Source organism: Streptomyces sp. NPDC058375, from assembly GCF_042723425.1.
Classification (GTDB): Bacteria; Actinomycetota; Actinomycetes; order Streptomycetales; family Streptomycetaceae; genus Streptomyces; species Streptomyces durocortorensis.
The window spans coordinates 1-15332 of record NZ_JBHXJG010000178.1; the positions used below are offsets into that span (position 1 = coordinate 1).

Consider the following 15332-nt stretch of genomic DNA (forward strand, 5'->3'; position numbering starts at 1 on the left):
ACGGAGGTCCCCTCGGCGGCGGGGGTCGGCTCGGTGACGGAGGTCCCCTCGGCGGCGGGGGTCGGCTCGGTGACGGAGGTCCCCTCGGCGGCGGGGGTCGGCTCGGTGACGGAGGTCCCCTCGGCGGCGGGTGCCGCTTCGGTGGAGGGTGCCGTGACGGGCAGGCGCAGACCGGTCAGGAGCTCACGGGCCGCGAGGTCGGCGGCCGTACGGCGGGCCAGCTCGGCCGGGTCGTCCGCGTCGAGGTGGTCCACCCGTTCGCCGAGCCGCTCCTCGACGGTGCCCAGCAAGCGGTCCCGGGCGGCCGGGCTCAGGGTGTCGAAACCGCCCCGCAGAGCCGGCAGCCGGGCCAGGAACGCGGAGTCGTCCAGCTCGACGACCCGGTCCAGCAGCGGGTCCAGTGCGCCGACGCCGACGGTCAGGAGCGGGCCCGCGACCGTCAGTACGCCGGTGAGGCGCGCGGTGAGCGTGGCCCGGGAGGTGCTGTCCACAGCTCCGTCCACCCAGGAGGCGACGCGCTCCCCGAAGGCGTCGGCCTCCTCGTGGCCGGTGAGCACCCTGACCGCTCCGGCGGCCGCGGCGATCAACGGGGCGCCGTCTGCGGCCAGTCGGGTGAGGGCGTCGGTGAGCCGGATGCCGCCCAGCCGGTCGGCCCGCTGGGCCAGTTCGAGCAGTGCGCGGGCGTCCTCGGGCTTCTCGGAGCCGGTCAGGCCGTCGACCTGGCGCACGGCGGCAGCGGTCAGCAGTTCCGCCGCGTGTGCGGTACGGACGGCCCTCGCGGCGTCGGCGGCGTCCGGGGCCGCAGGGGCGTCGGACGCGGCTTCGGGACCGCCGGACGGGTCTTGAGGGCCGGGGGACGTGGCGAGGCCCGGCAGATGGCCCGCGTCGATGCGGTCCAGCAGGTCGAGCCCGGCGAGGAGTTCGGGGAGGGTGCCGCTCGCGGGGAGCACGGCCGCCAGTTCGGTCAGCCGTTCGTCGGCCAGGGCTGGCAGCCCGCACGCGGCGGCCTCCGCGAGGCCGCCGACGACCTGGGCGGCTGTCGGGCCGCCCTCCGCTCGCTCGGCCGCGTGGCGCTGCCGCAACACGCCCTCGGCAGCCTGGGCCGGGGTGACGCCCCGGGCTCCGGCCGCGGTGAGCATCGCTGCCGTCGCCGGGGTCCACCGCACCTGCCATCGGGTCGTCAGTCCTTCGGCACCCGCCGCACCGGTCGCCCCCTGCTCCCGCGCGTAGGGGATGCCGCACACCGTCAGCCTGCGCAGCAGCAGTTCGCGGCGGCGGTCCAGGGGGGAGCGTGCCGGGTCGAGCCGGAGGTCGCGCGGTGTCCTCTCGTGCGCGTCCTGCGGTCCGGGCAGCGCGAGCGCCGCGGTCTCGGCCTCGACGGCGGGGCTCAGCCCGCTGCGCGGAGCGGCGGGTGCGGGCCGTCCGGTGCGGGATCCGACGAGTACGCGTTCGAGGGCCTGGGCGACGGCGCGGCCCGTGCCGTAGGTCTCGCCGCGCCCCAGTACCGTCTGCACGGCTTCCAGGAGTTCACCGCGGCCCGGCGCGGGCAGATCACGCAGGCGGGCCAGGTCGCCGGCGACCCGGACGATCTCCCGGCCGTCCGCCGGACCGTAGGGGTGGCCCTGTTCGCGCAGGGCGGCGCAGAGGCGTACCGCGGTGCGGATCAGCGCCTCGTGCACCGCGGCCGGGTTCCCGGCGGCCTCCAGGACGGTGTGCTGCCACTCGGGGTCACGGATGCCGGCCGGGTAACCGGACCGTGAGTCGAGCAGCGGGTACGTGTACGGGATCAGGGAGACCGTGCATCTCGACTCCGGTTCCCCGGAAGCCCTGTTGGTCGCGCCGTCCCCCGCAGCCGACCGCAGCAGCGCCGGAGTGTGGAAGGCCCCCACCACCACGGCGGGCCGCCGCCCGCTCGCCAGGGCCTCGGCGACATGGCCGCGCATGCACGCCTCGCGCACCAGGTCCGTACGGTGCACCCCACCGCGTGCCTCGGCCTCGTAGCGCAGCGCCCACCCGGTGAGCAGGGCCGCGCGGCGGAGCGCCTCGGGTGTCGAGCCGGGTGCCTGGGTCTCCACCAGCCGGTCCCACAGGTCGTCGCCGTCCCGGCCGGTGAGCCGGGACCGGAGCGCGGCGGACAGGCCGTGCCCCTCCCCCGGCACGGGGGCGGAAGCCGCTGCGGGAACCGGGGCGGGGGCGCCGTCGTCGCCCGCCGCCCACGCCCGGTCGGCCAGGGGCAGATCGCAGGCCACGGCCGGGACGCCGTTTCTCGCCGCCCAGCGCAGGGCGACCAGTTCGGGCGAGAAGTCCGCGAACGGGTAGAAGGCCGGGCCCCGTTCACCTGTCGGGCCGGCCTCGGGCACGGCGGCCAGCGCCACCGGGGCCTCGGTCTCCTCGTGGGCGAGCCAGCTCAGCCAGGGCTGGAACTCGGCGGGCAGTTCGACGAGGAGGACGTCGGGGGCCGCCGCGTCCAGCAGCGTCGGCAGGGCGGCCGCCAGGGAGGGAGCGTGGTGGCGCACCCCGATCAGGAACGGCGACCCGGGACCGGTCGCCGCGAGGGCTGCCACCGCGGCTTCCGCGGCGGTCGGCCCGCCTGCCGGGCCCGGAGCCGGGGAACCGGCCTGCGCACCGGCGGTGGGCGATGCCTCGGCGATGGCCCCCGCCCCCGTCGTCGTTTCCGGCCCGGGAATGGTCGACTCTGTCATCCGTCAGTTCTCCAGCACCGAGCGCAGGTCCCACAGGGCACGCCAGGTGGCCGAACCCTGCTCCGCCCGCCTGCGCACCGGCCCGTCCCAGTACCCCAGCAACCGTGCCGCGTCGGCGGGGTCGTCCTTCCGGACGACGCCGAGCAGATGGCCGGGCAGCAGGGAGAGTACGTCCCGGTCACCGGGAAAATAGGCGGCGGCCAGGCCCAGCGCGCCCGCGACGGAGACCGCCTCCGCCGTGCTCATCACCGTGGAGGGGCGTTCGACCTCCCAGCCCTCCACGGAGCGGCCGTCGCGCAGGTCCCGGAAGGCCGTGACGAGGGCTTCGAGGACCGCGTCGTCCACCTGGTAGGCGGCGCCCACGCGTTCGACGGCGGCCCGCGACTGGCGCCGGACGAGCGCGGTCTCGGCGTCCACGTCCCCGATGGGGCCCACGGTCTCGAAGTTGAAGCGCCGCTTCAGCGCGGCGGACATCTCCGAGACGCCCTTGTCCCGGAGGTTGGCAGTGGCGATGAGCGTGAAGCCGGGGGCCGCGTGCACCTGGGCACCCTCGCGGCCCGCCAGCTCGGGCACCGCGATCCGCCGCTCGGAGAGCAGGGACACGAGGGCGTCCTGGACCTCCGGCAGACAGCGGGTGACCTCCTCGACGCGGGCGACGGCGCCCCGGGTCATGGCGGCGAGGACCGGGGAGGGCACCAGGGCCCGCTCGGTGGGCCCCTGGGCGAGCAGCAGCGCGTAGTTCCAGCCGTACTTGAGCTGGTCCTCGGTGGTGCCCGCGGTGCCCTGCACGGTGAGCGCGCTGGTCCCGCAGACGGCCGCCGACAGCAGCTCGGAGAGCATGGACTTGGCGGTGCCGGGTTCCCCCACGAGGAGGAGCCCGCGTTCCCCGGCGAGGGTGACCACACACCGTTCGACCAGGGCACGTTCGCCGACGAACTTCTGCTCGATCACCAGCCGGCGCGGCACTCCGGCTACGGGCCGGGCCGCCTTCGGCAGGCTCAGTGCGTCTCCCGAGCTGCCCATCACGAAGGTGACGACGGCACGGGGGGTGAGCAGCCAGCCGGGCGGGCGGGGCCCGGAGTCGTGGGCGGCGAGGAAGGCCAGCTCGGTGGCGTACCGGTCCTCGGGCGGCGTGATCTGGCGTGCCGCGCCGCCGGGTGCCGTCGCCTGGGCCGGGATGCCTCCGGTGGTGGTGTCGGCAGGGGTGGTGCTGTCCGTGGTGGTCGTGGTGTCGTTCGTCATCGGCGGCGGCCCTTCCGGGTGGCGCGGGTGTCCAGTTCTTCGAAGGCGGGGGCGTCGCCGCCCCGGGCCCGCGCCCAGGCGGCCGCGTACAGCGCGGGCACGGGGAGGTGGGGCAGGGTGCGGGCGGATCCCGCCACGGGGTACAGGCTTTCCTTCCAGGTCTCCAGCGGCAGCCCGGGGGCGCCGCGCTCCACCCAGCCGCAGGGCAGGAAGAGGGTGCGGCCGGCCCGGGAGCGCTTCGCCTCCACGACGAGGTCGGTGGCGGCGAGTTCCGCGCGGGCCTTCTTGATCCGTGCCGGCTTCCACTCGGTCCAGCGGGCGCAGTTGCGGTCCGTGGGGTCGGGCAGGGCGAGCAGCATCAGGTAGAGCGCGGTGGCGTCCGTGCTCAGGGCGAGGGCGTCGGCGGCCTCGGCCACCAGGTCTGGCACCGTACGCGTCGGGTCCTGGGCCGGGTGGTGCGCGGAGCCGTCGGGGGCGCCCGACGCGGCCAGGGCGTCGGTCCCCTGGCCCAGCAGGGCCCGCAGGGCGAGCAGGTCGCCGGTGCGCTGCGGCCCTACGGTTCCCTCGACGAGGCCGAACGCCGGGTCGTCGGGCCCGTCCAGACCGGCCGGGCGGATCAGCAGCTTCTCGCTGTCGCCGTGCCCGGGGGCGAGGAGCAGTGCCGATCCGGCCCGGACCAGCCCGTCTGCCGCGGCGCCGCCGGACTCGGGGAGCCCGTACGCGGAGCGGATCGCGGGGCCGAGGGAGTGCCCCGACTCGGTCCAGTCCAGACCGAGGTCCAGCACCAGTCGGGGGTCGGCGAGGCGGGTGCGCAGGGCCGCGAGCCCGAGGGGCAGGTGGGCCCGCAGGGGATGTCCGTACGGCAGCGCGTAGGCGAGGGTGCGCAGGGCGGTCAGGGCGCTGGAGACCGCACCGCGCCCGCTCACCCGGTGGAGGGCCGGGCGGGCGCTGCCGTCCGGCACAGGGGCGCCGTGGGTGAGCCAGCTGCGGGAGCCCGCGTTGAGGATCAGGTCGATGGAGGCGGCCGTGGCGCCGGTGAGGTCGAGGTCCAGTTCCTCGGGGACGCGGACGAGGGAGCCCAGGCGTTCCCGCCACACCTCGGCGGCGGCTCGGACGTCGGGGCCCGTGGACCACAGTTCGGCCGGGTCCGGGGGCAGCAGCGCCCGGAGCACGGCATGCCGGTCGTCGTGGGGCAGGGAGTCCAGCCGGTCCTGGGCCGCCTCGAAGGCGCGGGTCTTCGTGCCGAGCAGAGTCAGCGCATCGGCGCCGGGCTCCTCGACGGCCGCCGACAGCAGCGCGGTGGCCTGGAGGGGGCCGATTCCGGTGGCCGTGTGGAACGCCTCGGCGGCTTCCGGTCGCCAGGGCGCCGGACCCTTCTCCCGTACCAGGGCGGTCAGCCGGGTGAGCGTGTCGCGGGCGATGCCCTGCCGGTAGACGTGCTCGCGGTCCAGGGTGAAGCCGGGGACGGGGCCGAAGGCTCCGGTCGGGTCGTGGTCCAGGGCGAGCCAGCGGGCCGCGTCGTCCCGGGAGTTGCGGCCGTGTCTGGCCAGGACGACGACGGTGCGGGAGCCCTTGCGCAGCACCTGGCCGAGGCGGTGCACGGCTTCGGGGCGTCCCGTCCGCCCGAGTGTCGCCGTGTCGAACGGTTCGACGAGCTCCATCCGCCGGACCGTGCCCGCGGGGTCGGCCAGCGGGCCCGCGGCGAGCGCTTCCAGCAGCACGAGGAGCCCCGCGCGGTGCTCGGGGGCGGTGGCCTCCGAGGCGGCCCGGTAGGCCAGTTCGGGCAACTTGTCGAGGAGGGAGGCCCAGGCGAGGGATTCGCCGGGCACGGTGTACTCGTCGCGCCGCCAGCCGTCCACGGGGGTGAAGGGGACCTTCGACGGCGTGGGCGGGCCGAACGCCGGCTGCCCGCCGAGGACGTGGTTGACGGCGAGGATCTGCCGGATCGCCGTCCACCGGCTTCCGCCTCCCCACCAGGAGCCGCGCATCTGCTCGGAGCCCCAGGCGGTGGCGTTCCGCAGGGTCGTGTCGTCGCCGTGCTCGGGCTCGTGGTCGAAGAACATGCCCTGGGTACGCGCGGTGTCCCGGGGCGTGACCGGCTGCGCGGGGGCGGGCGGTTCCAGGTACCGGGCGACCGCGACGGCTCCGTCCACGGCGTTCCGCACGAGCGCGGTGACGCCCGCGAGGAGCCGTACGTCGGACACCTCGGGCAGGGCACGGGCGACGGCCTCCTCGCTCATCTCCCACGAGGAGGGCCCGGTGTACTCCTCGACCGCCCGGAATGCCTTCAGGTGCCGGGTGACCGCGGTGGCGACCTCGTTGAACAGCTCCTCGGCCCGGGCGTCCGTCAGCTGCCGCAGGGCGGCGGAGCCTTGCTCGTCCCTCGGGCGCAGGGCGTGCCAGTAGGCGACGGGAGGCACATAGGGGGTGCCGGCCGCGTCGTTGCCGCCGGAGGAGTCGGTGCCGACGGACCACAGGCCGCCGGTGCCGTCCGTGTCCGCCGGGTGCGCTTCGACGGATCGGTGGCGCAGGACCGCTACGGGCCGCGATCCGCCGGGCAGGGCGAGGGCGCCGAGCGGCACCACGGTGGCTCCGTCGGGCAGCGGGTGCGGCAGGGCGACCGTGTGGCCGTCGGGGGTGCCGGCGACGGTCCGGCCCCCGTCGGCGGGGGCGGCCGTGCCGGGTTCGGTGGCGGTGCGGCGGACCCAGCGGCCGAGGACCGTGCCGTCCGTGCCGAACGGGGTGGTCCCCAGGCCGGGCTGGAGGGGCAGCACCTGGCAGTGCTCGGCGAGCAGCCGGGTGCCGTCCTGGACTCCGGAGCGGAGGAAGGCGGGGAGGGACGCGCGGCCGTGGGTGCCGCCGGCCGGGTCGTACTCCAGCCACACCGTCCGGGTGCCCTGGTGGCCCTCCCGCCAGTGTCCGGTGCCGTCGGAGAGGACGGCGCGCTGGGGCGGGAGGGTGGTGTCGCCCGCGTGCAGGGCCTTGCCGCCGGTGGCGCGGCCGCCGCCGGGCAGCGGCACGCAGACCTCGTCCGAGAGGCCGGCGCGGCCCCAGCGGGGGACCTGCTCGCCGCCGAGGGTGAAGACCTCGGCGGGGCGGTGCGACCAGTAGGCGCGCTGCTTGCCGTCCTCCCACCAGATCACCAGCAACTCGCCGTCGACGAACCGGAAGGCAGTCGTCCGCCACTGGTCGGTGGTGGGGGGCAGGCGCAGGGTGTGCCGCAGCAGGACGCCTTCCGGGCCGACAACGACGGCCCGCTCCAGCGTGCTCAGGATCAGCGCCGGCCAGGCGCCGGTGACCCCGACGTTCTGCGACCGGCTGTTCCGCCCCCGTGAGACGGCGGCGGCCTCGGCGGCCAGTTCGGCGTAGGTCTCGTCGAGCGCGGGCCAGCCGAGTTCGTCGAAGACGCCGGTGCGCAGGGTGGCGGCGAGCAGCGGTACGACGTCGTGGTGCTCAAGGAGGCGGGCGGCCTCCGGGGCGACGTCCGCGACCACGGCACGGAACGGCGAGAGCTTGTTGAGGGCGGTGCGCAGCCCGGGAAGTCCTCGCGCGGCGGTGTACTCCTCGGCGCAGCCGGTCAGCCACTCGCGCAGGAGGACGGAGAGCACCGGGTGCGCGGCCAGCTTCGCCATACCGGCGTCGCTCAGCCGCTGACCGCGTCCGTCGCCGAGGCCGCCGATGTTCCGGCGCAGGAGGTCGCGGAAGTCCGGGTGTCCGGCGACGGCGGTGAGATCCCGCCGCCCGGGCGCCTCGTCGGCGAGCCACTGGTCCGGCGAGAAGCCGTGCGACCGCCGGTGGCCTCGGCCCGTGTTTTCGTCGTCCGGCTCGGCCACGGGAACCCCGGAGGCCAGGCAGAGGTCGAGAAGGTCCAGGTCGGCGGTGCGCAGCCAGCGGCCCAGGAACAGTTCGACGGGGCGTCCGTCGGCGCGCAGCCGGTCCGTCATCCGGGCGGCGAGGTCCAGGGTGCGCGGACTGCGGCCCGAGGTTGCCCGGTTGCGGCGGCGGTACGCCTCCCAGCGGGCCAGCCAGTCCGCCGGGGAGACGGCCGTGTCGAGGGGGCCGGCGGAGGCTGCGGAGGTCTGGTCGGAGGCGGCCGGGAGAGCGGTCAGCAGTTCCTCGGCGCCGGACTCGGTCAGCAGCGCGAGCCAGCCGGATTCGCCGTCCGTGTCCCGGCCGTTCTCGCTGAAGGTCTCCGGGAAGAATCCGAGGAGCCGGGCCCGCACGGACGCGTCCGCCCGGGCGAGGGCGATGAGCGCGGAGCTGTAGGCAGCCCAGAACGAGGCGGGGGCGCGAACGACTCCGGGAGAGCCGATCAGATCGGCCACCAGCTCGCGTTCGGCGCTCTCGCGGTCCAGTCCGGCGGCCTTGACCAGCGTGCGTACGTCCTGCGGCAGCGCCGCGTACGGCGGCATGCCGGCCCCGCAGCGCTCGACCAGCAGTCGGCGGAACTGCGCCCAGGCGTCCGCCGGTGCGAGCCGGGCCACCAGGTCGCGGACGTACTGCCGCAGCGCCTTGACGGTCAGTGCGCCGGCGAGGGCGAACTCCAGGAAGACGGCGCGCTGCCGGTCCTCGTCCACGACCAGGCCATGGACCCGCTCGGCCTCGCGGGCCTTGCCGAAGAAGGAGGCGGCGTAGGTGGCGTTCTCGGCCTGGAGGAACAGGCGGGCCACCTGTTCGTAGTAGGTGGGGAGGAAGTGCGGCACGGCCCGGCCGAGCCGGGTGCCGAGCTCGTCGAAGCCTTCCTTGGCCGCGCCGGCGCGGGTCTTGGCCTGTCGGCCCAGCCGTTCGATGTCCTTGACCAGGGCGAGGGCGTGGTGCCCGTTGGCCGGGTCGTTGACCAGGGCCCAGGCCGGAAAGCCCAGCGTCTCGCGGCGGACCTGTCCCACGACGGGGGCGTCCGCGATCCGGGCCAGCCCCAGGAACTCGAGGGCGAGGTCCTCGGCGTCGCCCAGCGTGCCGGGGACGAGGCGGACCACCGGGCGGTCCCCGAGGGCGGTGTGCGTGTAGGTGCGGGCGGTCAGCGTGTCGGCGTCGTCCCGGTCGGTGGTGCCGGCCGGGAGGATCGCGCCCGCGTCCAGCAGGCTCGCCGCGCGGGCCTCGGCCGCGAGGGCGGAGACGCTGTGGCCCCGGTTCTGGGCGGGAAGGGGCGCCGAGCCCGCTGCCGCCGTGTTCGCGCCGGTGTTCGTCGTGATGCTCATGCCGCCCGCTCCTCGTCCGCCACGTCGCGGCCGGCGTAGAGCGCCGCCGCCATGCGCATGCCCTCGGACCACGCCACGGGGCCGACCTCGGCCGCCGTCAGCACGCGCCCCGAGGCGTCGCTCCAGCCCAGGGGGCCTGTCTCGGTGTCGTACGCGTCATATCCGTCGTGCTCGCCGATCCAGATGCGCGCCTCGACTCCGGCGCCGTCCTCGACGACCGGGCAGACCGCGTATCCGCCGCGCGAGCGGTATCCGAGCTGGGTGACGCGGCCGTGCAGGAAGCGCAGTTCCTTGAAGACGCCGCCGGCGTAGGTGTCCACGGAGGTTATGTCCGGGGCGAGGCCGACCGGGCGGTGCCAGACCTCTCGGAACAGCTGCTCCACGTTCTGGCGCACCTCCAGCTCGACCGCGAACTCCCGCAGTTCGTCGAGGTCTTCGAGCAGGACGGGGTGGGGCACATGGACGACGTCCGGGGTGATGCGGACCGTGTCGCCGTCCAGGTCGACGAGGCCGAGACCGCGCTCGGGGTCGACGTCGCGCAGGAACCCGGCGACTCCGCCGTCCGCGCCGGTGACCACCACGTCCCGCAGGGCCGCCTGCCACGCCGGGTCGGGCCAGACCCGGGCGAGCACGGCGGTGGGAACGGGCAGCGAACGCACCATCCACTGCTCGACGTCGCTCAGGCACCGGCGCTCGTGGCGGTCCAGCCACTCGGTCAGCTGCCGGAGACCGACGACCGCCGGGTCGTCCTTCAATGCGGCCGGAACGGACTTCAGCCGTCGGCCCTTCCTGTTGCGGCAGACCACCTTGCCCGCCTCCAGAGCGACTTCGTAGTCGCCCGCCGAAACCCACCCCATGCGCTGTTCTCCCCGTTGTCCCCGACTGCCGCCGCACCGGCGGCATGCTGATGAACCCCGTCGACGGCGACGCACCGTGACGATGGAAGAGACTCTAAGCGGCACCAGTGACAACGCGGACGGCACCGGCCTCGACGGTGCGGGCCGACGGCCGGCCTCGTGTTCCGATGGGGAAGACTGGGGCCATGAGAGACATCGTCTTCACGCGCCGGAGCGGCTGGATCCCGAACGTGATCCGCGAGGACGGCGAGCTGAGGATGATGCTCGGCGCCGGGGCCGACGCCAACCACGAGCCTCGTACGTTCACGTTCCCGATCGAGGAGTCCCATCTTGCGGTGATCCAAGGGGATCTGGCCAGACATCTCCTGCTGTGGAGTGCGGTCCTTCCGCTGTGCGACGCCGCCGGCAGCCGGGGCCGGCTCGACGAGGACGCTGCCGTCGCGCTCCTGGACCCGATCCTCCTCTCGGCGCCCGCGGACGTCGACGAACTCTTCCGACGCATCCATTGGGACAAGGGCCGGCTCATCGCCCATGGGGCCGACATCGGTCTGCTCGAAGGCGGTCAGGTCTGTGCGGCGATGCGCGCCGCGACAGAGACGTCCGACGGGAAACGGGCTCAGAAGTACCACGCGGACCGCCGTCGCGCCGAGCGCGGAGTAGCGCTCGGTCCGCTCGACGGCGCGCTTCTGAGGTACACGGGTCAGTACCTGCACGGCGCGACCGTCCCGAAGCGGAAGCCCGACGCCGTGGATCCCGCGCTGCTGCCCGACGTCATGCGGGTGATCGCCACCGCGGAGCAGGCGTGCACCGGGATGCGGATCGGCCACGATCCGCGACGGGGAGAGCGCGCCACGGACAAGCAGGCCTGGAATCGGCTGGCGTCGACGGTGGAGGCGGCCGTGCGCCGTGCACACCCCGAACTCGCCGATGACGCGGTGCGCACCGTGAGCTTCCTGATGTGCTCGGAAGCCGCATCCCGCACCAGGGGCGCGCCCCTGGAGGACGAGGGCGAGGAGGAGCCTGTCGGCGGCGATCGAGCCGACTCAGGCGAGGGCGCGAGGAAGACGATGCTGTCGTTCACCGACGACAAGGACGTCGAGAGGAAATGGTTCGCGGGGAGTTCCCGGGGTGCCGCTGCGGAGTTCTGGGATTTCGTCGGCGATCGTGCTGCCGCGGACAACGAAGTGTTCACCATCGAGGACGAGGAGATGGGCGAAGGGATCCAGCTCCACTTCTACGCGGACTCGATCGCCCGGATCACGACGGTGCGCGGGGGTGGAAGCGGGTCAAATCCGGTGTACCGGGTCGAATACAGCCTGGTCGACGGGATCGGCGGTTACCGGAAGCTGGTGAGCGCCTTCGTCCGCGGCGGCTGCGCGGCGCTCGAACAGCACGGCACGTGGATTCCGGATGCCGCCGAGTTCGAGCGCGCACGCCGCCGACGCGACCGCGGGTAGCCCCCGGCGCGACCGCCAGCAGTCCCGGGCGGGAGCGCTCAGCTCTCGGTGAGCATTTCCTTGCGGAGCCTGGCGAGCAGTCGGGTCAGCAGTCGGGACACATGCATCTGGGAAAGGCCGAGACGTTCTCCGATCTGGGCCTGCGTCATTTCCCGACCAAAACGCAGCGTGACGATTTCGCGGTCCCGGTCGTCCAGTTCCTCCAGCAGCGGGGCGAGGGCATGGAGGTCCTCGACCAGTTCCAGTGCCGGATCGATGTCGCCCTTGACGTCTCCGTAGGTGACCGTCTCGCGGCTGTTCTGTTCGACGCCGATGGGCAGGTCCAGGGAGCCCGCGGTGTAGCCGTTGGAGGCGATGAGGCCCTCGATGACCTCGTCCTCGCCGAGCTCCAGGTGCTTGGCGAGTTCGGCGACGGTGGGGTCGCGGTCGAGCCGGCCGGCGAGTTCTTCCCGCGTCTTGGCCAGGGTGACGCGGAGTTCCTGGAGCCGGCGCGGTACGTGAACGGCCCAGGTGGAATCGCGGAAGAACCGCTTGATCTCCCCGACGATGTACGGGATCGCGAAGGAGGTGAACTCCACCTCCCGGCTCAGTTCGAACCGGTCGATCGCCTTGATCAGCCCGATGGTGCCGACTTGGACGATGTCCTCCATCTCACCGCTGCCGCGGTTGCGGAATCGCTTCGCCGCGAAATGCACCAGGGACAGGTTCATCTCGATCAGTGTGTTCCGCGCGTACTGGTGTTCCGGCGTGCCCTCTTCGAGCAGCTGCAACTGCTCGAAGAACAGGGATCCCATCATCCGTGCGTCCTTCGGGGCGACCTTCCCGGGATCCGGGATCCGCGGAAGCGTCGCAGCTCCGATACGGGCGGCCGGGACCGGAGCTTCGGGGGATGCCTCGGTGGCTTCGGTGGATGCCTCGGGGGATATCGAAGGCAGAACCTGATCCGGTGTGGCGGCGGAACGCCGAGGGTGGGGGGATGTGCTGAGCATGCTCGTCTCCCGGTGGCTGCTGGTGGTGGAGCACGGGAGGCCGAGACGAGGGACACCTCGGGATGGCCCCGAGGGGCCGCTCCCGTGCGTGTGCCTGTCTGCCCAAGCACGTCGGACCAGCGCTTGCCCCCGTTCAGGGAGCCCAAACGCGGCGGCGGTCGGGGTGACCACCGGACGGTCGAGCATCGTTGCCATGGGCATGCGCCGCTTCGGCAACACCTGGCGTGCCCGACGGCCCTCCTGATGGCCCGTCAGGACGAGAGTCCGGGTCCTTCAGGCGCCGGCCTGGAGGCGCAGCCCCGCCAGGGTCAGGTCCAGCGCGGCGCGGAACTGCTCGATGTCGTCGTGCCCCTCGAACTCGTCGACGATCTCGTGCACGAAGGGGAAGTCGGCGGCGTCGAGCTCCCGCCACGTCGCGGCGAAGCGGCCGAGGAACTCGTCGCGGCCGACGGCCCCGTCGAGGACCTCCGCAGGGGGTTCCTGCCCGAGGTCGACGGCGGAGCCGACGACGACGGTCGTGATCGCCGAAACGGCGTGGAACCGCTGGCGCGCGGTGAGCTCCAGCCGCAGGGTCGGCTGCCCCAGCGTGTCGTACAGGCGCAGGGCGTTGCCCTGGACGTCGGTGTTGCGCATGAAGTAGTTCCCGAGCCAGGGCCGCACCAGGATCGCGTCGAACAGGGTCAGTGACATCGCGCGCAGGTGGTCGATCGGGTCGTCGCCGGGCTCGATGGCCTCGATCTCGGCGAGGACGCCGCCGATGACGTGGTCGGTGGCGCGGTCGAGCAGCTCGTCCTTGCTCGCGACGTACCAGTAGATGCTGGCCACGCCGCCCCCGAGGCGCTGTGCGAGCGCCCGGAACGTCAGGGCCGAAGGTCCTGCTTCGTCGAGCAGCGCCACCGCTTCGGTGAGCACGGACTCCATCGAGTGCGAAGCCCGGCGGCGGCCGCCCGCGGCTCCACGGTTCTGGTGGCGCGGCATGGCCTCTGCCCTTCGTTTGCATCTCTATCGAACGCTGTTCTATCGTACCTTATGGAACACCGTTCGATAATCGAGCGGCGTTCGATGGAAAGGAGCGCCGCCATGACGACCGCGATGCTGAAACCCCCCGCTTCCCGTACCTATCCCTCCCTGCGCGCCGCGTGGATCCCGATGGCCGCCCTGTGCCTGGCCTTCTTCGTGGAGATGGTCGACAACACCCTGCTGTCGATCGCGCTGCCCACCATCGGGCGCGACATAGGCGGCGGGACCACCGCGCTGCAGTGGGTCACCGGCGCGTACTCACTGACCTTCGGCGGTCTGCTGCTCACCGCGGGCTCCATGGCCGACCGGCTCGGCCGCCGCCGCGTCCTGCTCGTCGGCCTCGCCGTGTTCGGCGCGCTGAGCCTGTGCGCCGTCTGGGTCACCACCGCGGGTGAGCTCATCACCCTGCGCGCCCTGCTCGGCATCGCCGCCGCGGCGATGGCCCCGATCACCAACTCGCTGGTCTTCCGCCTCTTCGACGACAAGGCGCTGCGCATGCGCGCCATGACGGTGATGATCGTCGTGGGCATGTCCGGCTTCATCCTCGGACCGCTGATCGGCGGCACGGCCCTGGCCCACGTGCGCTGGGAGTGGCTGCTCGTCGTCAACGCCCCGATCGCGGTGATCGCCTGGATCGGGGTCCGCCTCGGCGTCCCGGCCGACCGGGCCGAGGACCTGACCCGCGACCGGCTCGACGTGCCGGGCGCCGCACTGAGCGTCGCCACCATCGGGCTCGCCTGCTACGCGCTGACCAGCGGCGTCGAGAACGGCTGGCTCTCCGCCCTCACCGTCGGTTCGGTCGCGGGCGCGGCCGTCGCCGCGACCGCCTTCATCCTCCACGAGCGCCGCAGCCCGGCCCCGATGCTGGACCTCGGCCTGTTCGCCAACGGCACGGTCCGCGGTGCCGCCGTCGCGCAGATCGGTACGTCCATCGCGATGGCCGGCGTGATGTTCGGGCTCATCCTGCACTTCCAGTACGCGTACGGCTGGAGCCCGGTACGGGCCGGCCTCGCCAACCTGCCGCTGATCGTGACCATGCTGCTCGCGACGCCCGTGTCCGAGGGACTGGCCCGCCGCTACGGCCACCGCGTCGCCTGTCTGGTGGGCGCGGCCTGCCTGGCCGTCGCCCTGGCGGGACTGTCCTGGGGCGTCGAGCACGGCTACCTCGTCATCGCGCTCTGCATGGTGCTCATGACGATCGGGCTGCGGACCGTCATGACGATCTGCGCGGTCGCGCTCGTCGACGCGATGCCGGCCAACCGCACGTCGATGGGCACCGCGCTCAACGACACCGCGCAGGAGGTCGGCACCAGCGTCGGCACCGCCGCGGTCGGCACGCTGATAGCCGCGCTGGTCACCACCCAGCTCCCGGCCGGCGTGTGGAGCAGCGGCCTCGTCGCCTCCTTCTTCCACGGTGAACGGATCGCCTACGCCGTACTTGCCGTCGCCGTCGGCCTCATCGCGACGATCGGCGCGCTGAGTCTCACGGACTCCCGCAGTGTGGAGGAGGCAGCACCCGCGGAGGCCGCCTGACCGCGCGAATCCGGTCGGGCTCCTGCGGTCAGGCAGCCGTGACGCCGAACGGTCGGCTGTAGGCGTCGAGAAGGCCCTGGCTCGTGACGAGGAGGAGGTGGTCGCCGGCCGGGATGTCCGCGGGGATGGAGACACGTACGGACGTCACGTGGGCGGGCAGCCCGGTCGCGAGGACCGCGCGGGTCGCGGTGGATGCGCCTTCGCGCTGCACGAGGTGGATGTCGACCGGGTCGACAGGGCCGGTCAGGAGCCACCGAACGAGGTGCTTCTCCCCACCGGCCAGACCTCGCCTGCCTCGCGGGTCTGCACGATGAGGCTGTCGCCGGGTTTGGGG

Annotated in this window: 9 protein-coding genes; 2 read left to right on the forward strand and 7 right to left on the reverse strand. The window is 73.7% G+C overall.

What is annotated here, in order from left to right:
* The 4 genes from ACFWM7_RS24760 to ACFWM7_RS24775 form a co-directional block, all read right to left on the reverse strand.
* On the reverse strand, positions 1-2702 hold a 2702-nt coding region (locus ACFWM7_RS24760), incomplete at its 3' end, for a DUF5682 family protein (protein ID WP_383264067.1).
* 3 nt (positions 2703-2705) lie between these two features.
* On the reverse strand, positions 2706-3944 hold the full coding sequence (locus ACFWM7_RS24765) for an AAA family ATPase (RefSeq protein WP_383264071.1): 1239 nt from the start codon (positions 3942-3944) through the stop codon (positions 2706-2708).
* Positions 3941-9142, reverse strand: a complete 5202-nt coding sequence (locus tag ACFWM7_RS24770) for a hypothetical protein (RefSeq protein ID WP_383264074.1) — start codon at positions 9140-9142, stop codon at positions 3941-3943. The genes ACFWM7_RS24765 and ACFWM7_RS24770 overlap by 4 nt, the downstream gene beginning before the upstream one ends.
* Positions 9139-9999 (reverse strand): DUF4132 domain-containing protein, encoded by an 861-nt coding sequence (locus tag ACFWM7_RS24775; protein ID WP_383264077.1) that lies wholly within the window; start codon positions 9997-9999, stop codon positions 9139-9141. Before ACFWM7_RS24775 ends, ACFWM7_RS24770 begins: the two co-directional genes overlap by 4 nt.
* A gap of 185 nt (positions 10000-10184) precedes the next feature.
* Here ACFWM7_RS24775 and ACFWM7_RS24780 point away from each other — a divergent pair, with 185 nt between their 5' ends.
* Entirely contained in the window at positions 10185-11456 is a 1272-nt protein-coding gene (locus ACFWM7_RS24780; RefSeq protein WP_383264080.1) for a DUF6357 family protein, read from the forward strand.
* A gap of 38 nt (positions 11457-11494) precedes the next feature.
* Here ACFWM7_RS24780 and ACFWM7_RS24785 read toward each other — a convergent pair whose 3' ends face one another.
* Both ACFWM7_RS24785 and ACFWM7_RS24790 read right to left on the reverse strand, forming a co-directional pair.
* Positions 11495-12253, reverse strand: a complete 759-nt coding sequence (locus ACFWM7_RS24785; protein WP_383264083.1) for a SigB/SigF/SigG family RNA polymerase sigma factor — start codon at positions 12251-12253, stop codon at positions 11495-11497.
* 465 nt (positions 12254-12718) lie between these two features.
* Positions 12719-13366, reverse strand: coding sequence for a TetR/AcrR family transcriptional regulator (locus tag ACFWM7_RS24790; protein WP_383264089.1), 648 nt, complete (start codon positions 13364-13366; stop codon positions 12719-12721).
* 159 nt (positions 13367-13525) lie between these two features.
* On the opposite strand from ACFWM7_RS24790, the gene ACFWM7_RS24795 reads away from it, so the two are divergent.
* On the forward strand, positions 13526-14998 hold the full coding sequence (locus tag ACFWM7_RS24795) for an MFS transporter (protein WP_383264085.1): 1473 nt from the start codon (positions 13526-13528) through the stop codon (positions 14996-14998).
* 28 nt (positions 14999-15026) lie between these two features.
* Here ACFWM7_RS24795 and ACFWM7_RS24800 read toward each other — a convergent pair whose 3' ends face one another.
* Positions 15027-15209 (reverse strand): hypothetical protein, encoded by a 183-nt coding sequence (locus ACFWM7_RS24800; protein WP_383264087.1) that lies wholly within the window; start codon positions 15207-15209, stop codon positions 15027-15029.
* Between the last annotated feature and the right edge of the window lie 123 nt (positions 15210-15332).